We start from the raw sequence: 20109 nt of genomic DNA, 5'->3' as shown, positions 1-20109 counted from the left end.
GGGGGGCGGGGCCGTGGTTATCGGTTAGCGGGGAGCGAGCGCTATTTTTTTGTCGCCCGGGTCATCAAATAGTGCTGACGCACCATGTTGTTCTCGAAGTAGCGTGCGACGAAGTTGTCGAGTTCCGCCCGGAAAGCCGCGAGCTTTGCCGGCTCGTCTTTGAATGTGGCAACCAGTTTCACCACGGGGCCCAGGGTTTCCTCAATGCTTTTGCGATAGTGTTGTGGGCTCAACGCTGGAAACACCATGATGGCGCGATCAAACGCGATGTCCGTCACGGCATCGCCGAGCCGCTGGCGAATGATGCCGGGATCTCCCCATTGCGGCGGCGCGGCAGCGCCTGGAGGTGGGGGAACGAACTTGCCGACCAGCGCAAACATCTGGCCCACATAGTGTTCCGGGGGCCACGTGGAAAACGCGAGGGTACCGCCCGGCTTGAGCACGCGCAGCAGCTCGGCCGTGGTGACGTCGGGCCTGGGCGCAAACATGTGACCGAACTGGCTGATCACCACGTCAAAAGTCGCGTCTGCGTACGGCAGGGCTTCGACATCGCCCTCGGTGAATTCGATCTCGACACCTGCCAGTGCGGCGTGCCGCCGGCCGTGCTCGATCAGCACGGGCGAAAGGTCGAGCGCGGAGACGTTCGCGCCCATGCGCGCTGCAGTCAGTGCCCCCACGCCCGTGCCACAGCAGGCGTCGAGCACCCGCTGGTTCGCTCGGATGCCCGCGTGTTTGACGAGTTCCGCGGCCGTCGTGGTGGTGACGGCTTCGAGCGGAGCGAAAAGAGACCATCCCTCTCGCTGGATGGTTTTGAGCTGGGCAAACGGATCGTTTAACACGGCGGACTCCTTCCTGAGACAGGGCTGGGAACGCGATTATTTGCCTCTGAAAGCCGTTCGACAAGAAACCTTGCTGGCGGAGGAAGGACCAGCCCCTTCTGGGAGACCGCCCCAACGGTCTTTGAATAAGCTGGCGCTTATGGATGGAGCTTTTTCCCCTCACTCAGCATGTGCACGAACTGAGCGATCTTCCTGGCCCGTGTCTCGGCCTTCTTGACGTTTTGAATGCGAAACAGGATGGCAAACCTGTTTTGGCTATTGAGCGTTGCAAAAAACGCCTGGGCTTGGGGGTTGGCGTCCAGGGCCTGTTGCAAGTCGTCGGGGACTGTGGATGTGCGCGCTGACGCGTAGGCCGCATCCCATCGCCCGTCCTGCCGGGCCCGTTCTATGGCGGCCAGGCCGGCGGGCCGCATTTTGTGGGCGCTGATGAGCGCCTCGGCTTTTTCCCTGTTGATCTTTGACCAGAGGCTCTTGGCAGTTCTGGGCGTAAAGCGCTGAAGCCAATGGTGCTGGTCGTCCGACTGCTTCTGGCCGTCAATCCACCCGTGGCAAAGAGCGCTCTCCAGCGCCTGTGCATAGGTGATGGTGGGCTGCTCGGCAGATTTTTTGGCCACGCGCAGCCACACTCCGGACGAGGTGCTGCCATGGCCCTCCAGCCAGGCTTCCCACTCCGATTGCGTCGCGAAGGTCAGTGTGGGATCGGTCATGGTGTGTTGACAAAAATCCTAACGGATAAAAAGCATTTGCCCATAACCAGGGGCTGCAGCGCACGGCATCCAGGTGCTACGTTGGTGAGGGCGATTCCCCCTCAGCACACTGGCTTTGTGAACTGGGAAGTGCATCTGTATTCCGGGTCACCCACGCTCAGGGCGCCTGCAGCTTTTGCAGCAGCTCCAGCGTCGGATACCCGTCAGCCACCACGCCCAGGCTGCGCTGGTAGCCGCGCAGGCCTGCGCGGGTGGCGGGGCCCATCACGCCATCGGGGGTGCCGGCGGCAAAGCCTTGGCGGTTCAGGGCTTCTTGCAGGGCTTGCAGTTGTGCGCGCGACAGCGGTTCGATGTCGCGGGGCCAGGGGGCGGCCACCGGGCCCCCGCCGTCGATCTGCCGCGCCAGCAGCGCCACGCCCAGCGCGTAGTTGACCGAGTTGTTGTAGCGCAGGATGGTGCGGAAGTTGTTGCCCACCAAAAACGCCGGGCCCCGTGCACCCGCAGGGGTGACGACGGAGGCCCCAGCCAGGTCGGGCAGCGGCGCCCCGTCGATGGACCGCACCCCTTCGGCCTCCCACTGGGCCGCGGTCTGGCGCACGGCGGGGTCGGCGCGGGCGTGGTCGAAGGTGGGAGGTAGCTGCACTTCCGCCCCCCATGGCTCGCCAGGCTTCCAGCCGGACCGGGCGAGGAAATGCGCGGTGGACGCCGTCACATCGGGCACGCTGCCCCAGATGTCGCGGTGCCCGTCGCCGTCGGCATCCACGGCGTAGGCCAGAAACACCGAGGGCAAGAACTGCGTGTGCCCCATGGCCCCGGCCCACGATCCGATCATGCGGTCGGCGGCGATGTCGCCCTGGTCGATGATGCGCAGCGCTGCCAGCAGCTCGGTCTGCGCCCAGCCGCGGCGGCGGCCTTCGTACGCCAGGGTGGCCAGTGCGTCCACCGTGCGGAAGGTGCCAAAGTTGCTGCCGTAGTTGCTCTCCATGCCCCAGATGGCGGTGACGATGCTGGCCGGTACGCCGTAGCGGGCGGCTGCGGCCTGCAGTGCCGCGCTGTGCGCCGCCAGCTGGGCCTGACCCTGGGCGATGCGCTGGGGGGAGACGGCGCTGTCCAGGTACGCCCACGGGGTGCGGGTGAACTCGGGCTGGGCGCGGTCCAGCTCGACCACGCGGGGCAGCCACTGCGCCTTGCCGAGCACGTCGCGCACGGTGGCCGGGCGAATGCCGGCCTCCAGCGCCTGGGCCGAAAAGGTGGTCAGCCATTGGGCAAAGCCGGCGGTGTGGTCGGCATCGGGGCTGGCCTGCAGCGGTGCGGCGGCTGGGGTGGGCGAAGCTGTCTGCGTTGGGGCCGCGGGGGCCGCCGCCACAGGTTTGGCTGAGGGTGTGGGGGTGGCGCTGGGGGTTGACGCGCAGCCCGAGAGGGCGAGGGCGGCTGCCAGGGCCACCCCGGCAACGCCTGCAGGGGCGTGGGCGCGCTGGGCAGCGAGGGGCAGGGCGGTGGAGCGCCCCACGGGGCAAGGGGAATCAATGAAACTGGGCATGCACCATTGTCCCGCGCGGCGGCACGTGTACGGGGTGCGAATGTGCATCAGTCCGTACGGTGAATATACTTACTATGTTTTTGATAGCTGCTTGCGCATGTTCCACTAGCGCTTGCGGCCAAAAACACTGAAAAATGCGGTTACAGTGGCGGCTTGATCGCCCCTGCTCCCGCCGATTGCGCGCGAGCCACCGCCTGCAGCCCCCCTGTTAGCCTACCGACCATGGCGCCCCACACCTTTCTCTGGCACGACTACGAAACCTTTGGCGCCAACACGCGCCGCGACCGGCCCGCGCAGTTCGCGGCCATACGCACCGATGCCGAGCTGAACGAAATCGGCGAGCCTCTGATGCTGTACTGCCAGCCCGCCAACGACTATCTGCCCGACCCGGTGTCGTGCCTCATCACCGGCATCACGCCCCAGCAGTGCCTGGAGCAGGGCGTGCCCGAGCACCAGTTTGCCGCGCGCATCGAGTCCGAGTTTGCGCAGCCCGGCACGATTGGCGTGGGCTACAACACCATCCGGTTTGACGACGAGATCACGCGCTTTATGTTCTGGCGCAACCTCATCGACCCCTATGCGCGCGAGTGGCAAAACCAGTGCGGCCGCTGGGACCTGCTGGACGTGGTGCGCATGACCTATGCGCTGCGGCCCGACGGCATCACCTGGCCCAAGAAGGAAGATGGCGTGACGCCCAGCTTCAAGCTGGAGCACCTGTCCAAGGCCAACGGCCTGCAGCACGACGCCGCGCACGATGCGCTGTCGGACGTGCGCGCCACCATTGCGCTGGCGCGGCTCATCCGCCTGCACAACACCAAGCTGTTTGACTTTGCGCTCAGCCTGCACAAGAAGGACCGCGTGGCCGCCGAGCTGCGCCTGCCCGCCACCACGGCCACGGCGCGGGCTTTTTTGCATGTATCGGGCATGTTCCCCACCGAGCGCGGCTGCCTGGCCGTGATGTGGCCGCTGGCCAGCCACCCCACCAACAAGAACGAGCTGATCGCCTGGGATCTGGCCCACGACCCGCGCGAGCTGGCCACGCTGAATGTGGAGGACATCCGCCTGCGCATGTTCAGCAAGGCCGATGCGCTGCCCGAGGGGGTCACGCGTCTGCCCATCAAGACCATCCACCTGAACAAGTCGCCCATGGTGGTGGGCAATGTGAACACGCTCACGCCCGCATTGGCGCAGCGCTGGGGCATCGACCTGGCCCAGGCCGCACAGCACGCCGAGGTGGCGCGCGCGCTGCCCGACATGAGCGGCATCTGGCCGGCCGTGTTTGCCCGCCCGCAAGAGCCCGCGCCGGATGTGGACCAGGACCTGTACGGCGGGTTTGTGGGCAACAACGACCGGCGCTTGCTGAACGACCTGCGCACCCTGAGCGGCGACAAGCTGGCCAAGGCGCGTGCCCACTTTGACGACCCGCGCCTGGCCGAGCTGCTGTGGCGCTACCGGGCGCGCAACTTTCCGCAGACGCTGTCACCCGAGGAGCAGGAACGCTGGGAGGCCCACCGCGCTGCCTGCCTGTTTGACGGGCAGGGTGGGGCGCGCACGGTGGAGCAACTGTTCACCGAAATCGACGAACTCTCGGAGACGGCCGACGACGAGCGCACGCAGGACATTCTGGGCGCCTTGTACGATTACGCTGAACACATCGCACCTGAAAGGTAGCCCCCCTGAGGCGCTGCGCGCCTTCCCCCGGAGGGGGGCGCACCCGGTGGCCTGGCAAAGCCAGTTCCACGGGTGCACTGGCATCAGGGCGCGCCAGTAGTGATCGCCCCGTCTTGTAAGTAGCCCCGCAGAAACAGCGCAGATTTTTATGACGACACCGCAGAACCACAGTTTCACCACCCAGATCGTGCATGCCGACCGCCTGGGCGGCGCCGAGCAAGGGGCCATCCACAAGCCCATCCACACCTCGGTGCAGTACGGTTACGAAAAGGTCGAGGACCTGATCGCCGTCTTCCAGGGCACGGCCAAGGGCGGCTTCAATTACGCGCGCCAGGGCACGCCCACCACGGCGGCACTGGAGGCCAAGATCACGCAGATGGAGCGCGGGCACGGCTCCATCGTGTTCTCGACCGGTATGGCGGGCATCTGCGCGGTGTTTCTCACGCTGCTCAAGGCGGGCGACCATCTGGTGGCCAGCCAGTTTGTGTTTGGCAACACCAACAGCGTGTTCGGCACGTTGGCCGACCTGGGCATCGAAGTGACCACGGTGGACGTGACTGACGCGGCCAATGTGGCCGCCGCGCTGCGCCCCAACACCCGCATGGTGTTTGTCGAAACCATTGCCAACCCTGGCACGCAGATCCCCGACCTGGAAGGCATTGGCGCACTGTGCCGGCAGCGGGGCGTGCTGTACGTGGTGGACAACACCGTGGCCTCGCCCTACCTGTTCCGCGCGGCCACGGTGGGGGCGGGCTTGGTGGTCAACTCGCTCACCAAGAGCATTGGCGGGCAGGGCGATGCGCTGGGCGGTGCCATCACCGACACGGGCCTGTACGACTGGTCGGGCTATCCCAACATCTTTGCGGCTTACCGCAAGGGTGACGCCAAGGGCTGGGGCCTGCAGCAGTTGCGCAAAAAGGGCCTGCGCGACATGGGCGGCACGCTGTCGTCCCACGCCGCCCACCAGCTGGCCCTGGGCGCTGAGACCCTGTCGCTGCGCATGGACCGCACCAGTGCCACCGCTCTGGCGCTAGCGCAGTGGCTGGAAGCACACCCGGCCGTCTCCCGCGTGCTGTACCCCATGCTGCCCTCGCACCCGCAGCACGCCTTTGCGCGCAAGCACCTCAAGGCAGGCTCGTGGCTGCTGTCGTTCGAGCTGCGCAACCCTGACCAGTGCCTGGCCGTGTGCAACCGCCTGCAGCTGCCCATCAAGGCCACGGGGCTGGCGGACACGCGCACGCTGATCATCCCGGTGGCGCACACCATCTTTTGGGAGGCAGGCGCTGAAGTGCGCGCCACCATGGGCATTGCCGACAGCATGATCCGCCTGTCGGTGGGCCTGGAAGAGGTGGAAGATCTGCTGGCCGACTTTGGGCAGGCGCTGGCCGGAGCCTGACCCCACCTGAACTGCCCACCCTGACCGGGAGCCCCGCCATGGCCACTGCCACTTCTGCCCCGCCCGCCATCATCGGCAAGTACCGCATCGAGCGTGAACTGGGGCGGGGCGCCAGTGGCATTGTGTATCTGGGGCTCGACGGCTTCCGGGGCCGCAAGGTGGCCATCAAGCAGACCCACGCGCACCTGCTGAAGGTGCCCGAGCAGGCCGAGCGCTACCGCAAGCTGCTGCGCAACGAGGCCGCGCTGTCGGGTCGCCTGCGCCACCCCAACATCGTGCGCCTGCTGGATGCGGACGAAGAGGCGCTGCCGCCGTACCTGGTGCTCGAATACGTGGACGGTCAGCCGCTGTCCGACTTTGCGACGCCGGACACCTTGCTGCCCGTGCCCCAGGTGCTGGACATCGCCTTCAAGTGCTGCAACGCGCTCGAATACGCTTACCGCGAGGGCCTGGTGCACCGCGACATCAAGCCCGCCAACCTCATGCTGGCGCGCGGCGGCGATGTGAAGCTGACCGACTTTGGTGCCGCCCTGTCGCTGCGCAGCGATGCCACCCAGCTGTCCGGCCTGGTGGGGTCGCCGTCGTACATGTCGCCCGAGCAGGTGCGCGAGCAGGACCTCACCCACCACAGCGACATGTTCTCGCTGGCCGTGGTGGTGTACGAGCTGCTCACGGGCCGCCGCCCGTTTGATGGCGACACTGACTTCGCCACGCTCTACAAGATCAGCAACGAGACGCCCACGCGGCCCAGCCTGCTGCGCGCGTCGCTGCCAGCGCATGTGGACGAAGTGCTGCTGCGCGCGCTGGCCAAGCAGCCCGCCGACCGCTTTGCCACCTGGGCCGACTTTGCCCAGGCGCTGCTGGCCGCACACCGGGGCCTGCCCCGCCAGAAGTCGCAAGACACCGAGGCCGAGCGCTTTGCGCGCCTGCGAGCACTGCCGTTTTTTGCCGACTTTCACGACGTTGCCCTGTGGGAGCTGATGCGCCTGGGCAGCTGGCGCCGGCTGGAGCAGGGCACGGTGCTGATGCGCGAGAACACGCCGGGCGACTCGTTCTGCATCCTCATCGAAGGCCAGGTGGCCGTCAGCCGCCAGGGCTGGAACCTCAGCACCCTGGGCCCCGGCGTGACGCTGGGCGAGATGACCTACCTGCGCCCCGACAACCGCATCCGCACCGCCACCGCCGTGGCCGAGACTGAGGTGCTGGTGCTCAAGGTGCGCAACCCCGCGCTGCGCGAGGCGTCGGAGGATCTGCAGTCGCGCTTTGACAAGGCCTTCATCAAGCTGCTGGTCGGGCGGCTGATTGCCACCAATGAACAGTTGGCCGAGTGGGAGCTGGTGGCTGCGCCTGGAGCCGCTGGCGGTTGATATTCTGTCTGCTATATAATTGATAGCTGTTTGGGTATATTGCACTAGCGCTACCAGCCAAAATTACCCAAAAAACCGGTAACACACCGCGATGGCGGCCACCACGCCCGCCAGCTCGGCCAGCAGCGCGCAGCCCACGGCGTGCCGCGCGCGCTGGATGCCCACTGCGCCAAAGTACACCGCCAGCACGTAAAAGGTGGTTTCGGTGCTGCCCTGGATCGTGGCGGCGGCCAGGGCAGCAAAGCTGTCAACGCCCTGGGTCTGCATGGTCTCAATCAGCATGGCGCGCGCCGCGCTGCCTGAGAACGGCTTGACCAGGGCGGTGGGCATGGCGTCCACAAACCGGGCGTCAGCGCCCAGCGTGTTCACGCACCAGCGGATGCCGTCCAGCACATAGCCCAGCGCCCCCGAGGCGCGGAACACGCCCACCGCGCACAGCATGGCCACCAGGTAGGGCAGCAGGCCCTTGGCCACATCAAACCCCTCGCGGGCGCCTTCGATGAACGCCTCATACACCGGCACCTTGCGCCAGGCGCCCAACCCTACAAACAGCACGACCAGCGCAAACAGCGTGAGGTTGCCCAGCAGCGACGACAGCGAGGCCAGGGCGGCGGCGCTGAGCGTGGTGAGCAGCGCCATGAAGCCGCCCAGCACCAGCGCCACCGGCATCAGGTAGGCCAGCACCACGGGGCTCCACAGCGGCAGGCGCTGCACCACGGCCACGCTCAGCAGGCCCACCAGGGTGGATGCGGACGTGGCCAGCAGGATGGGCAAGAAGACCAGCGTCGGGTCGGGCGCACCCTGCTGCATGCGATACATGAAGATGGTCACCGGCAGCAGCGTGAGCGAGGACGCGTTGAGCACCAGAAACAGGATTTGCGCGTTGGTGGCGGTATCGGGCTGGGGGTTCAGCTCCTGCAGCGCCTTCATGGCCTTCAGGCCCATGGGCGTGGCGGCGTTGTCCAGCCCCAGGGCGTTGGCGGCAAAGTTCAGCGTGATCAGCCCGAGCGACGGGTGGCCGCGCGGCACCCCGGGCATGAGTCTGGCAAACAGCGGTGCCAGCCAGCGCGCCAAGGCGTCCACCAGACCCGCCTTCTCGGCGATGCGCAAGAAACCCAGCCACAGCGTGAGCGTGCCGAACAGCAGCACCATCACCTCGACCGAGAGCTTCGCCATCTGGAACAGGGCCTGCACCATGGCCGAAAAAATGTCGGCATTGCCACCCACCAGCCACTGGGCCAGCGCGGCCACCGCCGCCGTCAGAAAGAAACCGAGCCACAGGGTGTTGAGCATGGGAGGGATTCAGGAACGAGGGCAGGCGGGTGCGGGCATGCCGCCGAGGTTACACGCTGATGGGCGAAGGGCTGGGCCGGTAGGCACGGATTTGGCGCTGCCACGACACCGGCCGGGTCATTCTTGCCGGGCGATTGCCACGTGGCGAGTAAAATATAGGGTTTTGCCGCGCGGAGCGACCCACGGCAAACACCCCCCAACCCACACACAAAGGTAACCCCCATGGGCGCGCAGTGGAAAGCAAAAGGCAAGGCTCTGGTAGCCGATGCCAAGGGCAAGCTGTTTGGCAAGCTGGTCAAGGAAATCACCGTGGCCGCACGCGGCGGCGCCGACCCCGCCAGCAACTCGCGCCTGCGTCTGGTGGTCGAGCAGGCCCGCAAGGCATCGATGCCCAAGGACACGCTGGAGCGTGCCATCAAGAAGGGCTCGGGCACCGGGGCCGACGCCGTGAACTACGAGCGCGTGATCTATGAAGGATATGCACCGCATCAGGTGGCGGTGATGGTCGAATGCCTCACCGACAACGTCAAACGCACTGCGCCTGAGATGCGCGTGCTGTTTCGCAAGGGCCAGTTGGGCACGTCGGGCTCGGTGGCCTGGGATTTCGACCACGTCGGCATGATCGAGGCCGAGCCTGCCGTGGCAGGCGCTGATCCGGAAGAAGCCGCCATTGAAGCGGGCGCGCAAGACTGCGAGCCAGGCGACGAAGAGGGCACCACCACCTTCTGGACCGACCCGGCTGAACTGGACCTGGTGAGCCGTGCGCTGCCCGCCCACGGTTTCAACGTGCTGTCGGTCAAGCTGGGCTACAAGCCCAAGAACCCGGTCAACCCTGCCAACCTCACGGCCGAGCAGCTCGAAGAGGTGGAAACTTTCCTGGCCGCCATCGACGGCAACGACGACGTGCAGAACGTGTTTGTGAGCCTAGGCGGCTGATGCACGGCCGTAGGCCTCTCAGGCCTGCGCCATCGCCATCGGCTTTCACACCACCCACTTTTTCATGACTGCAGACCACTACGCCGCCCTGGGGCTGGCGGCCAATGCGTCGCTGGCCGACGTCAAGAAGGCCTTTCGGCAGAAGGCTTCGTTCTACCACCCCGACCGCAACGACGCGCCGGACGCTGCCCAGCGTTTTGCTCAGGTGCAGAAGGCCTACGAGGTGCTGTCGGACGACGACGCCCGCCAAGCCTACGACGACAACCGCCGCCGCAATCTGCTGGACGACCCGCTGCAGACCGCGCAAGAGATCTGGCAGGCCTACAGCGCGCGCATTCTTTCTTCTTCCTCTTCTCCCCTGTGAAACTTTCTCCTTACTTTCATGACCTGCGCTCTGCCTACCAGGCCGAGCTGGACGACCTGGTGTCCGACTCCGAAGGCAACGATGTCCTGCGCAAGCGCCTGGCTGAGAAGCGCAATGAAATCGCCTTTCTGGTGCAGATGATGGAGCTGGCCCCCGAGATGGTGGCTGTGGTGTTTCACCGGGGCTTTCGTTTTACCAAGCCTGCTGCAGTCGAGCACCTGCTGGGCCTGCCGGTGGACGCCTTGCCCGACTGGCACAGCCTGGCACATGCCGTGGCGCTGGAGCCCTGGGCGCAAAGCCTGGCGCAGACCGTACTGCGCGAGCCCCAGGGCGCGCGTTTTCTGGCGGTGGCCGCCGGGCTGGAATACCTGCAGCAGCACGCCCGCATGGCCCCCGCCGCCTCGCATGGCGAGGTCGATGCCGAGGACGACGGTGAAGACGCCGCCGAACACGACGACGACTACAACGCCTTGAGCGCCGACGACGCGGTGGACCCGCACAACAGCCGTACGCGCGAAGAGTCCAGCGCCAACTGGCTGGCCGATGTGGGCTTTGAGCGCAAGGAATGACGACCATGAGCAGCAGCAACCAACACCTGGCCCTGATCACCAAGACCACCAGCCTGATTGCGGCCGGTGACATCGTGGGCGCCGAATCGGCCCTGGCCGAGCTGGCCGACACCGACGGCGACAACGCGCTGATGGTGGTGCTGGACCAGCTCGCGCCCAAGGACATCCTGGCCGTGATGCGCGAGTACGACGATTCCAAGGCGTCCGTGGTCAACATGCTGGTCACGCCCGAGCAGTTTGCGCGTGCCATGGTGCTGGAGAAGCAGTACAAGGACCTCACCCACACGCACCTGCGCAACATGGTCAACGCCGTGGTCTTCCGCGACGATGCAGACCCGGTGGAGTTCCTCACCGCCATTGGCGACCTGGAGGGCGGTGCCGAGGCCCTGGCCAACTACTTTGCCGAAAAGTGGAGCCGCATCGAAGCCTTTGCCCGCACCGGCACCTTTGACGCGACCGAAGACTACGGCGTCACGCTGAGCGACGACGAGCTGCTGGCCTCGGGCTATGTGCAGCCGCGCATCGATCAGGACGAGGTGGCGGACCGCGACTGGATGCAGATGGCCTGGCTGCTTCGCTATGAATGCCGCGACCTGTTCATCGAAATGCTGCTAGTGCTGCGCGCCAAAGCACGCGCCTTTGACCTGGGCCTGGAAGAGGGCGACGAGACCCCCGCCGAGGAAGACGATGGCAAGTTCGAGACCAGCGAAACCGACCGCGGCAAGGCCACGCCCGCCGCACGTGCTTCTGACGAAGAATCTGCTATCTAGAGAACAACCCCTGAGGCGCTGCGCGCCTTCCCCCTTCTCTCGAATCACTGCGTGATTCGGGAAGAGGGACACCGCCCTCGCTGCGGGGCGGCCCTTGCTCGGCGGTCCTGGCCCGGGGCCGCGCCAGTTGCAAAGAGCATGAGCAACGCTATGGATTACCTGCATGACCTCGCCCCCTACGACTGCTTCTGATTCGCCAGCGGGCGCCAATGCCCTGCAACTCCACGACGCCCGCCCCTTCTTTGAAAAGGCGCTGGTCTACGGCGTGCAGCATGGCCTTATCAATACGGACAGGTTGGCAGCCATCAACACCGATGCGCCCAAGGGCATGGTGCAGATTGCGCGCTACTTTGGCAGCGAGTTTTTGCGGCCCGAGCTGGAGAAGGCGCGGGACCGCATGGTCAACCTGATCAGCCTGTACTTGCTGGAGACCACGGACGGTGACCTGGCCAAGGCGGCCGTCTCGTTGCGCGACAACTCCTTTCTGTCGCGCTCCAAGGGCGGGTCGGACATGCTCAAGCGGCTGATCGCCATGCCCGAGAGCAGCAACTTCGGCATGGCGGGGTATGCCGATGCCGAGACCTCACTGCTGGCCGCGTGGTCGCTGCGCACCCACGCGGACTACCGCGCAGAGTTGGCCCGGCGCAGCCATATCGCCCAGGCGATTGCCGCCGCCGAATGGCTGGCCGCGCAGTACGACCTGGACACCGACGAACTGGAAACCGCCGGTGCCGACGCCGAGGCCGTGATCCGTACCGGGCTGCTGATGCAGGCGCTAGACCCCAAGGCCATGGCGGCGGGTGAGTGGCCCAGCGCCCCGGCGTTTGAAAAGCTGGTGACCGCCCTGCGCAAACAGAAGGCGCCTCTGCCGACGGCACTGCGCTTGCCTGCTGGCGTGCCCGCAGAGCTGCGCGATGTGCTGCAAGCCCAATGCGCTGCGGTACTGGCCGACCTGCCCAAGCTGCTGCAATCCGCTGCGCCCCTGCGTACCCTGTTGCGCCCCATGGGGGCCTTTCGGGCGCGGTACTTCCTGCTGGACGACCCGCTGGCCGAAGTGGACAGCTTTCACCGCAGCCTGGACGTATTGGAGGAAGACGATGAACCTCCGCAGCCCGCCAGCAAGACCTGGACGAAGGCGACAGCAGGCAACGAGGACGAGCACTCCCTGCTCACGCTGTTCCTGTGCCTGGCCGCTGGCGCACCCAAGAAAACGCTGCTGACCGAGAAAGCCGCCGCCAGCCTGGTGCGCAAGATCCGCAAGTCCGGTCTGCAGCCCGAGCTGGCGGCCGATTTCATCCGCAGCCATGCGGCAGCGGCCTTCCAGCAGGACTATCTGGCCCTGTGGTCCGGTTTTGTACAAGACGCACAAGCCACGCTGGCCAGCGACCGCGACTACCAGATGCACGATGCACTGGCGCTGCTGCGGCGCGAATGCCACGTGGTGAGTTGATGCGGCGTCCTGCCGGCGCAGCCCAGGCGCTTTGGTTCAAGGCTGCCGAAATTCCGACAGCACCAACGTCGTGTTGTCGATGGGGTTGGTGCCGACCCTGAAAGGCTCTGACCGGCCGGACCGTTGTGCGCCGCTGGTTTCCGTGTACTCCAAGGTATAGGTGCCAGGCGTCACGCGTTCCAGTGTCAAGCCACTTTGTGGCGCCAGATAGATCTGGCGCAGCAGATCGCAAGGCTCTGCGCCAGCGGTGCACACGCGCGCCCACAGGCCCTCGGGCGTGGGGTTTCTCAGCAGCACCATGCCCACGCCACCCGACGCCCCCCAGGGTTGGCCAGGCAAACTTTCGGTAGAGGTGGGCCACTGGCCCTTGGGGTTGGAGGGCGACTTGCCGTAGGGGTAGGGCAGGGTGTTGTGGGCCTGGGGCCGCTCGGTTTTGGTAGGCATCACGGTATGCGCGGGTGTGCGCACCGACGACTTGGGAGGCGGCCCCCAGAGCACGTACCCGACCATGGTGATTACCAGCGAACCGATGGCAACCAGGGTGCAGAACGCGTGGATCGACATCCAGTGGCGCGTTTCGTCTTCAGTGGGAAGTCTGGACAGCCACTCATCCACCACGTCCCGCCCCGTGAGCAGATACAGCATCCAGGCCAGGGCAGTCACCGACCAGATGATGGCCAGCGTAGTGGGTTGGGCCACCTCGTAGTACACGCCCATGAGCAGCAGCTTGGGGAGCATGAACACCAGCTCGCCCAGCGCCGCCTCAGCATGGGCTTGCGGGCTGAACAGCAAGACCGTCCAGCACACGGTGACGGCCAAGGCTCTGGTGGCGGCGTGCGCAGGGCGTGTCTGAGTCATCATGACGGACTGGATTCCTGATCTTGGTACTGGTTATTTTTGGGGTGCGCCTTGGCTGTGCGGACTACAGCCTAGCCACTGCGACATCACAAACCGGGCTTGCTGCGCGCCGCGATCTCCACCGCGCCGCAGGGTCTCTCGGTTACCATTGTTCACGCTGATAACGACCCAACCTTCGCCCGGCTTGCATAGCGGCCATGCATGGCGCGATAAAGTCGCCTTGTCGGCACCACACCTGCCCCGCCTCTTCCCCACAGTGCACAGCCCCACCCTCGTCATCGTAGCGGCCATTCTTGCAGCGCTGGTTACCACCGTGTTGTCTGCCGTGTGGTTCTTCAACAGGAACATCCCGGGGCTGCGGTTGTGGACGCTGGCATTGTTCTGCACCACGGTGTTCTGCATGAACCTGATGCTGCGGAACCACATGCCGCAGTTGCCTTCCGTGTTGTTGGCGCAGGGCTCCATCGCAATGACGGCCTACCTGTGCCTGCTGGGCGCGCGTGAATACACGGGGCGGGCCCCCCTGCACCACGGGGTGGCTGCGGGTGCCCTGGTGTTGCTGCTGACGACGGTGGCATATTTCACCGTGGTGCAGCCCAATCTGGAAGTGCGTTTTGTGTTGTCGGGCCTGGTGCCTGGCGTGTGCTTCCTGTTCGCCGCGCGCACCATGGCACGGGGCGGCTTTCGCAAGGTGCCAGCACGGTACCTGTTTGCAGGCACGGTGGGCGTGCATGGCGTGTTCTTGCTGGTGCGGCCCATGCTGTTCAAGCTGGCCACGCCCCAGGAGTTGTCGCAACCCGAAGCGGGCATGGTGGCTGCGCTGTCGCAGTTTGTGGTCCTGGAGTCCACCATCGCTCTGGTGCTGGTGGCGTTTGGTGCGTTGATGCTCACCAATGAGTTCATCACCAACGAACTGCGCCACCTGGCCGAGGTGGACCCGCTGACCAATGTGTTCAACCGCCGCGCCTTTCTGACCCTGCTGGACAAGGCCATCAGCAACGCCCAGCGCACGCAGACGACGCTGCCGGTGCTGGTCATGGACCTGGACCACTTCAAGAAGGTCAACGACAGCTGGGGCCACCGCGCAGGCGACGATGTACTGCGGCATTTTGTGATGCTGGCCCAACGCTGTCTGCGCAAGGAGGACGTGATGGGCCGCCTGGGGGGCGAGGAGTTCGCCATCTTCCTGCCCAATGCGGTGGGCAGTGGGGCCATTGCCGTGGCCGAGCGCCTGCGTGCCCTGGTGGAGGCACACCCGGTGGTCACCGAGCAGCGCACCATCGCACTCACCGTGAGCATTGGCGTCACTTTGTGCTCGGGCAGTGAGGCGGCGGACACGGCCTTGCAGCGCGCGGACGAAACCATGTACCGGGCCAAGGAGCGCGGCCGCAACCGCGTGGAAATGACTGCCGTCCCGACCACCCCCGTCACCCCTGCCGCCCCCGCTGCGCCTGTCACGACAACGACCCTGGTGGCGTAGGGCTGCCGCTGCGCTTCACATCGCGGGCTGTGTCGGCTGCCCGACCCTGCGGCTGGCCGCCAGGGGCCACAAAGCGGTATCTGCGCGGCACAATTGCCGCATTCACCGCCCTACGGCAAAGCGAGCAAGCAACTCCATGGCAGTCCCCCCACCTTCTGGCGCACCTGGTGCCTCACCGTCCGCGGCAACCCCCGCAGTCACCGGCCCCACAGATGCCCGCCTTGCGCCCGCTGGGCCGCCCGCAGCGTCTGGTCGCCGGGCGTTTCTGGCCGCTGGTGCCGGGGCGGCCCTGGCTGCGGCTGGCGCAGCCGGCTATTTTCTGCACCGACCGGGCAACGACAGACAACTGGTGTTCGCCACCCTGCACGATGCGATGCGCGAGGCAGAGCGGCTGAACGCGGCTGCCGTCCACGCGCTGGAGCCTGCCACGGCCTGGACCTGGGCGCAGACGCTGGTGCATTGCGCACAGAGCATCGAGTATTCGCTGCAGGGTTTTCCGTCGCCCAAGTCAGCGCTGTTCCAGAACACGCTGGGGACTGCGGCTTTCCAGGTGTTTGCGCTGCGTGGCCGCATGAGCCACAACCTGGCCGAGCCCATTCCGGGCGCCCCCGCGCTCGATGCGCCGACCACGGATGCATCGGTTGCCATGGCACGCCTGCGCCAGGCGGTGCAGGGCTTTGCCATCCACACCGACGCACTGCAGCCCCACTTTGCCTACGGCGCCTTGACCCGGCCGCAGTACGAGCAAGCGCATGCCATGCACCTGGCCAACCATCTGTCGGCCTTTGATGGACGCGGCTAGATCAGGCTCTGACAGCTGACACTTGCCCCTCTGAATCCGCAGGGAGAGCCTTGCGTATCAGGCGGAGGCTCCACGCAATTGCAGCCAAATTGATGCAAGTCAAGTGAGGTGGCTGACCGCACGCAGCCAATGCAGGCCCTGCGCTTACGATGCTTTTTGAGGTGAGGCGCCTTCGCTGACGTGACGGCGAATGCGCTCCTGCCTCCGCACCAAAGAGGATCAGAGCCATGGGCAGCAAGTGGAAAATTTATGCGGCCGTCGCAGCGCTGTTGTTGCTGGGCACCGCGCTGGTCGTGCGGTGGGCGCCCTGGCAGTCCAGGGGGCCGGGCCCGGGCTTTGTGAGCGGCAACGGCCGCATCGAGGCCACCGAGATCGCCGTGGCCACCAAGCTCGCGGGCCGGGTGCAGGACATCCTGGTGGCCGAGGGCGATTTCGTGAAGGCCGGGCAGCCCGTTGCCCGCATGCAGATCGACGGCCTGCAAGCCCAGCGCGAAGAGGCCGTGGCCCGGCTGCAGCAGGCGCAGCTGGCCATCAGCAGCGCGCAGGTACAGGTGGCCCAGCGCGAAAGCGACTACCAGGCTGCATTGGCGGTCGTGGCCCAGCGCGAGAGCGACCTCGACACTGCCCGCCGCCGCCTGCCACGCTCTGAGCAGCTGGCGCGCGAAGGTTTTTTCTCCAGCCAGTTGCTTGACGACGACCGCGCCAAGGTGCGCAGCCAGCAGGCCGCTGTGACGGCTGCCCAGGCCCAGGCCAAGGCCGCGCAGGCTGGTATTGGCGCATCGCGCACGCAGGTGACCAGCGCCGAAGCCAACGTGCGCGCGCTGGAGGCCACGCTGGCCCGCATCGATGTGGAGCTGGCCGACAGCGAGCTCAAGGCCCCGCGCGACGGGCGGGTGCAGTTCCGCGTGGTGCAGCCCGGCGAGGTGGTGGGCGCAGGCGCGCGCGTGCTGCAGCTGGTGGACCTGACCGATGTGTACATGACCTTCTTTCTGCCCGAAACCGTGGCGGGCCGCGTGGCGCTGGGCAGCGATGTGCGCATCGTGCTCGATGCCGCGCCGGGCTTTGTGATCCCGGCCACCGTGTCGTTTGTGGCCAGCACCGCGCAGTTCACGCCCAAGACGGTGGAGACCGCCAGTGAGCGCCAGAAGCTCATGTTCCGCGTGCGGGCCCAGATCGACAAGGCATTGCTGCTGCGCCACCAGGAGCAGGTCAAGACCGGTCTGCCCGGCGTGGCGTGGCTGCGGGTGGACCCTGCGGTGGAATGGCCCGCCAACCTCGCCGTCAAGGCCGACCAGTGAGCCTCCCCGGCAGCGTGTCACCCGTGGCCCGCCTGCGTGGCGTAGGCCAGCGCTACGGGCGCACGGTGGCGCTCGATGGCATCGACCTGGAGGTGGCTGCCGGCCGCATGGTGGGCCTGATCGGGCCGGACGGCGTGGGCAAGTCCAGCCTGCTGGCGCTGGTGGCGGGCGCCCGCGCGGTGCAGCAGGGCACGGTGGAGGTGCTGGGCGGCGACATGGCCAAAAGCCGCCACCGCAGCCGCGTGTGCCCGCGCATCGCCTACATGCCGCAGGGCCTGGGCAAGAACCTGTACCCCACGCTGTCGGTGGAAGAGAACCTGCAGTTCTTTGGCCGCCTGTTCGGCCACGGCGCGGCCGAGCGGCGGCGCCGCATCGATGAACTCACGCGCAGTACCGGCCTGCACCCGTTCCTAGCGCGGCCCGCGGGCAAGCTCTCGGGCGGCATGAAGCAGAAGCTGGCCCTTTGCTGCGCGCTCATCCACGACCCCGACCTGCTCATTCTGGACGAGCCCACCACCGGCGTGGACCCACTGGCACGCGCGCAGTTCTGGGATCTGATCGGCCGCATCCGCGCCGCGCGGCCCTGCATGAGCGTGATCGTGGCCACGGCCTACATGGAGGAAGCCCAGCGCTTTGAATGGTTGGTGGCCATGGACGAGGGGCACATTCTGGCCACAGGCACCCCCGCCGAGCTGATGGCCCGCGCCGGCCACGATTCGCTGGAGCAGGCCTTTGTGGCACTGCTGCCCGAGGCCAAGCGCCGGGGCCACCAGGCGGTGCAGATCCCGCCGCTGGACCGGTCGCAGGCAGACGACGCCACCAACGTTGCCATCGAGGCGCGCGACCTCACCATGCGCTTTGGCGACTTCGTGGCGGTGGACCATGTGAGCTTTCGCATCCAGCGGGGCGAGATCTTTGGCTTTCTGGGAAGCAACGGCTGCGGCAAGTCCACCACCATGAAGATGCTCACCGGCCTGCTGCCCGCCAGCGACGGGCAGGCCTGGCTGTTCGGCCAGCCGGTGGACCCCAAGGACATGGCCACGAGGCGGCGCGTGGGCTACATGTCGCAGGCGTTTTCGCTGTACAGCGAGCTGTCGGTGGAGCAGAACCTGGTGCTGCATGCCCGTCTGTTTCACGTGCCCGAGGCCGAGGTGCCCGGGCGCGTGACGGCCATGCTGGAGCGCTTTGACCTGCAGGCCGTGCGCGGGTCCATGCCCATGAAGCTGCCGCTGGGCATGCGCCAGCGCCTGTCGCTGGCCGTGGCCATGGTGCACCAGCCCGAGCTGCTGATTCTGGACGAGCCCACCTCGGGCGTGGACCCGATGGCGCGCGACAACTTCTGGCGCCTGATGGTGGAGCTGGCGCGGCGCGACAAGGTCACCATCTTCATCTCCACCCACTTCATGAACGAGGCCGAGCGCTGCGACCGCATCTCGCTGATGCACGCAGGGCGCGTGCTGGAGAGCGCAGCGCCGCAGGACATCGTGGCCAAACGCGGCGCTGCCACGCTGGAAGAAGCCTTCATCGGCTACCTGGAGGATGCTGCGGGCACGGCCCCAGACCCTGTGCCTGCGCAGGCTTCGGAGCCCGCTGCGCGATCGCCCGTACGTGTTCCCGACGCCCCCACCTGGCCCACCCGCCTGCGCCAGAGCCTGGCCCGCATCCACAGCACCCAGTGGCGCGAATCGCTGGAGCTGCGCCGCGACCCGGTGCGCGGCGCCATGGCGCTGCTGGGCTCGCTGATCCTGATGTTTGTGATGGGCTACGGCATCAGCATGGACGTAGAGAACCTGCGCTTTGCCGTGCTGGACCGCGACCAGACCGCGCTGAGCCGCGCCTACACGCTGAACTTGGCGGGCTCGCGCTACTTCACCGAGCAGCCGCCCATCACCACCTACGCCGAGCTGGACGCGCGCATGCGGTCCGCGGAGATATCGCTGGCGCTGGAGATCCCGCCTGGCTTTGCACGCGACGTGGCACGCGGCCAGCCGGTGCAGATCGGCGCGTGGGTGGACGGCGCCATGCCCCAGCGCGCCGAGACCGTCATCGGCTACGCCCAGGGCCTGCACCAGCAGTGGCTGGTGGAGCAAAGCCGCAGCCGCACGGGCACGGTGCCCCGGGGCCTGCTGGAGGTGGAGCCGCGCTACCGCTACAACCCCGACGTGCGCAGCCTGCCGTCCATGGTGCCTGCCGTGATCCCGCTGCTGTTGCTGATGCTGCCCGCCATGCTCACGGCCCTGGCGGTGGTGCGCGAGAAAGAGTTGGGCTCCATCATCAACCTGTATGTGACGCCCACCACGCGCACCGAATTCATGCTGGGCAAGCAGCTGCCTTATGTGCTGCTGGCGCTGTTCAACTTTGGTCTCATGTGCCTGGCGGCCGTGACGGTGTTTGGAGTGCCCATCACCGGCAGCTTTGCCACGCTGACGCTGGGCGCCGTGCTGTTCAGCCTGTGCTCCACGGGCATGGGGCTGCTGGCCTCCACCGTCACACGCAGCCAGATTGCGGCCATGTTCTTTGCCATGGTGGGCACGCTCATCCCGGCGGTGCAGTTTGCGGGGCTCATCAACCCGGTGTCGTCCATGACCGGCTTTGCGCGCTGGGTGGGCGAGGTCTACCCGGCCAGCCACATGTTCACCATCAGCCGGGGCGTGTTCAACAAGGCGCTCGCCTTGCAAGACCTGCAGGCCGAGTTCTGGCCCATGCTGGTGGCGGTGCCGGTCATCGTTGGCGCTGCGATCTTGCTGCTACGCAAGCAGGAGACCTGAC

The 20109-nt window shown here is 66.5% G+C and carries 17 protein-coding genes; 12 read left to right on the top strand and 5 right to left on the bottom strand.

Features of this window, described 5'->3' with window-relative positions; all coding sequences use genetic code 11:
• Positions 1 to 41: 41 nt before the first annotated feature.
• From C8C99_RS09760 to C8C99_RS09750, 3 genes are all read right to left on the bottom strand, one after another.
• Positions 42 to 839, bottom strand: coding sequence for a class I SAM-dependent methyltransferase (locus tag C8C99_RS09760; RefSeq protein ID WP_056644997.1), 798 nt, complete (start codon positions 837 to 839; stop codon positions 42 to 44).
• Between the two features lie 137 nt (positions 840 to 976).
• Positions 977 to 1546, bottom strand: coding sequence for a YdeI family protein (locus tag C8C99_RS09755; protein WP_056644991.1), 570 nt, complete (start codon positions 1544 to 1546; stop codon positions 977 to 979).
• Positions 1547 to 1703: 157 nt separating this feature from the next.
• Positions 1704 to 3086 (bottom strand): lytic murein transglycosylase, encoded by a 1383-nt coding sequence (locus C8C99_RS09750; protein WP_233247195.1) that lies wholly within the window; start codon positions 3084 to 3086, stop codon positions 1704 to 1706.
• Positions 3087 to 3308: 222 nt separating this feature from the next.
• Between C8C99_RS09750 and sbcB the strand changes: the two genes are divergently transcribed.
• The 3 genes from sbcB to C8C99_RS09735 all read left to right on the top strand — a co-directional run bounded on the left by sbcB (position 3309) and on the right by C8C99_RS09735 (position 7520).
• Positions 3309 to 4757 carry an exodeoxyribonuclease I gene (sbcB, locus tag C8C99_RS09745; RefSeq protein ID WP_056644988.1) on the top strand — a complete coding sequence of 483 codons (1449 nt, stop codon included), beginning with the start codon at positions 3309 to 3311 and terminating at the stop codon, positions 4755 to 4757.
• Positions 4758 to 4905: 148 nt separating this feature from the next.
• Entirely contained in the window at positions 4906 to 6153 is a 1248-nt protein-coding gene (locus tag C8C99_RS09740; protein ID WP_056644985.1) for a cystathionine gamma-synthase family protein, read from the top strand.
• Positions 6154 to 6191: 38 nt separating this feature from the next.
• A complete protein-coding gene (locus C8C99_RS09735) occupies positions 6192 to 7520 on the top strand; it encodes a protein kinase (RefSeq protein WP_056644983.1) in 1329 nt (442 codons plus the stop codon).
• 63 nt (positions 7521 to 7583) lie between these two features.
• Here the strand turns inward: C8C99_RS09735 and C8C99_RS09730 are convergent, their stop codons facing one another.
• Positions 7584 to 8813: a nucleoside recognition domain-containing protein gene (locus C8C99_RS09730; RefSeq protein ID WP_056644980.1), complete on the bottom strand. Its 1230-nt coding sequence runs from the start codon at positions 8811 to 8813 to the stop codon at positions 7584 to 7586.
• 222 nt (positions 8814 to 9035) lie between these two features.
• Between C8C99_RS09730 and C8C99_RS09725 the strand changes: the two genes are divergently transcribed.
• From C8C99_RS09725 to C8C99_RS09705, 5 genes are all read left to right on the top strand, one after another.
• Positions 9036 to 9749, top strand: coding sequence for a YebC/PmpR family DNA-binding transcriptional regulator (locus C8C99_RS09725; RefSeq protein WP_056644978.1), 714 nt, complete (start codon positions 9036 to 9038; stop codon positions 9747 to 9749).
• Positions 9750 to 9813: 64 nt separating this feature from the next.
• Positions 9814 to 10113, top strand: coding sequence for a DnaJ domain-containing protein (locus C8C99_RS09720; RefSeq protein ID WP_056644975.1), 300 nt, complete (start codon positions 9814 to 9816; stop codon positions 10111 to 10113).
• Positions 10110 to 10682: a hypothetical protein gene (locus C8C99_RS09715; protein WP_056644973.1), complete on the top strand. Its 573-nt coding sequence runs from the start codon at positions 10110 to 10112 to the stop codon at positions 10680 to 10682. The genes C8C99_RS09720 and C8C99_RS09715 overlap by 4 nt, the downstream gene beginning before the upstream one ends.
• Positions 10683 to 10687: 5 nt before the next feature.
• The gene (locus C8C99_RS09710; RefSeq protein ID WP_056645116.1) at positions 10688 to 11452 is read left to right on the top strand and encodes a hypothetical protein; all 765 of its coding nucleotides are present in this window, start codon (positions 10688 to 10690) and stop codon (positions 11450 to 11452) included.
• A gap of 163 nt (positions 11453 to 11615) precedes the next feature.
• Positions 11616 to 12902, top strand: a complete 1287-nt coding sequence (locus C8C99_RS09705; RefSeq protein ID WP_056644970.1) for a hypothetical protein — start codon at positions 11616 to 11618, stop codon at positions 12900 to 12902.
• Between the two features lie 36 nt (positions 12903 to 12938).
• On the opposite strand, the gene C8C99_RS09700 is transcribed toward C8C99_RS09705, so the two are convergent.
• Positions 12939 to 13760: a hypothetical protein gene (locus C8C99_RS09700; RefSeq protein ID WP_158274166.1), complete on the bottom strand. Its 822-nt coding sequence runs from the start codon at positions 13758 to 13760 to the stop codon at positions 12939 to 12941.
• 256 nt (positions 13761 to 14016) lie between these two features.
• On the opposite strand from C8C99_RS09700, the gene C8C99_RS09695 reads away from it, so the two are divergent.
• The 4 genes from C8C99_RS09695 to rbbA all read left to right on the top strand — a co-directional run bounded on the left by C8C99_RS09695 (position 14017) and on the right by rbbA (position 20108).
• Positions 14017 to 15240, top strand: coding sequence for a GGDEF domain-containing protein (locus tag C8C99_RS09695; RefSeq protein ID WP_056645114.1), 1224 nt, complete (start codon positions 14017 to 14019; stop codon positions 15238 to 15240).
• A gap of 349 nt (positions 15241 to 15589) precedes the next feature.
• Positions 15590 to 16042, top strand: coding sequence for a DUF1569 domain-containing protein (locus C8C99_RS24185; protein ID WP_233247194.1), 453 nt, complete (start codon positions 15590 to 15592; stop codon positions 16040 to 16042).
• Positions 16043 to 16269: 227 nt separating this feature from the next.
• On the top strand, positions 16270 to 17340 hold the full coding sequence (locus C8C99_RS09685) for an HlyD family secretion protein (RefSeq protein ID WP_108625631.1): 1071 nt from the start codon (positions 16270 to 16272) through the stop codon (positions 17338 to 17340).
• Positions 17337 to 20108 carry a ribosome-associated ATPase/putative transporter RbbA gene (rbbA, locus tag C8C99_RS09680; RefSeq protein ID WP_233247193.1) on the top strand — a complete coding sequence of 924 codons (2772 nt, stop codon included), beginning with the start codon at positions 17337 to 17339 and terminating at the stop codon, positions 20106 to 20108. Before C8C99_RS09685 ends, rbbA begins: the two co-directional genes overlap by 4 nt.
• The last annotated feature ends 1 nt before the right edge of the window (position 20109 follow it).

This window comes from Acidovorax sp. 107, from assembly GCF_003058055.1.
In the GTDB taxonomy this organism is placed as follows: Bacteria; Pseudomonadota; Gammaproteobacteria; order Burkholderiales; family Burkholderiaceae_C; genus Acidovorax.
This window is presented reverse-complemented; position numbering and strand designations above follow the sequence as displayed.

Bases quoted from the DNA above. Each gene is read 5' to 3' on its own strand.
- C8C99_RS09755 (WP_056644991.1), bottom strand. From the start codon at position 1,546: ATGACCGATCCCACACTGACCTTCGCGACGCAATCGGAGTGGGAAGCC.
- C8C99_RS09750 (WP_233247195.1), bottom strand. From the start codon at position 3,086: ATGCCCAGTTTCATTGATTCCCCTTGCCCCGTGGGGCGCTCCACCGCC.
- sbcB (WP_056644988.1), top strand. From the start codon at position 3,309: ATGGCGCCCCACACCTTTCTCTGGCACGACTACGAAACCTTTGGCGCC.
- C8C99_RS09740 (WP_056644985.1), top strand. From the start codon at position 4,906: ATGACGACACCGCAGAACCACAGTTTCACCACCCAGATCGTGCATGCC.
- C8C99_RS09735 (WP_056644983.1), top strand. From the start codon at position 6,192: ATGGCCACTGCCACTTCTGCCCCGCCCGCCATCATCGGCAAGTACCGC.
- C8C99_RS09730 (WP_056644980.1), bottom strand. From the start codon at position 8,813: ATGCTCAACACCCTGTGGCTCGGTTTCTTTCTGACGGCGGCGGTGGCC.
- C8C99_RS09725 (WP_056644978.1), top strand. From the start codon at position 9,036: ATGGGCGCGCAGTGGAAAGCAAAAGGCAAGGCTCTGGTAGCCGATGCC.
- C8C99_RS09720 (WP_056644975.1), top strand. From the start codon at position 9,814: ATGACTGCAGACCACTACGCCGCCCTGGGGCTGGCGGCCAATGCGTCG.
- C8C99_RS09710 (WP_056645116.1), top strand. From the start codon at position 10,688: ATGAGCAGCAGCAACCAACACCTGGCCCTGATCACCAAGACCACCAGC.
- C8C99_RS09705 (WP_056644970.1), top strand. From the start codon at position 11,616: ATGACCTCGCCCCCTACGACTGCTTCTGATTCGCCAGCGGGCGCCAAT.
- C8C99_RS09700 (WP_158274166.1), bottom strand. From the start codon at position 13,760: ATGACTCAGACACGCCCTGCGCACGCCGCCACCAGAGCCTTGGCCGTC.
- C8C99_RS09685 (WP_108625631.1), top strand. From the start codon at position 16,270: ATGGGCAGCAAGTGGAAAATTTATGCGGCCGTCGCAGCGCTGTTGTTG.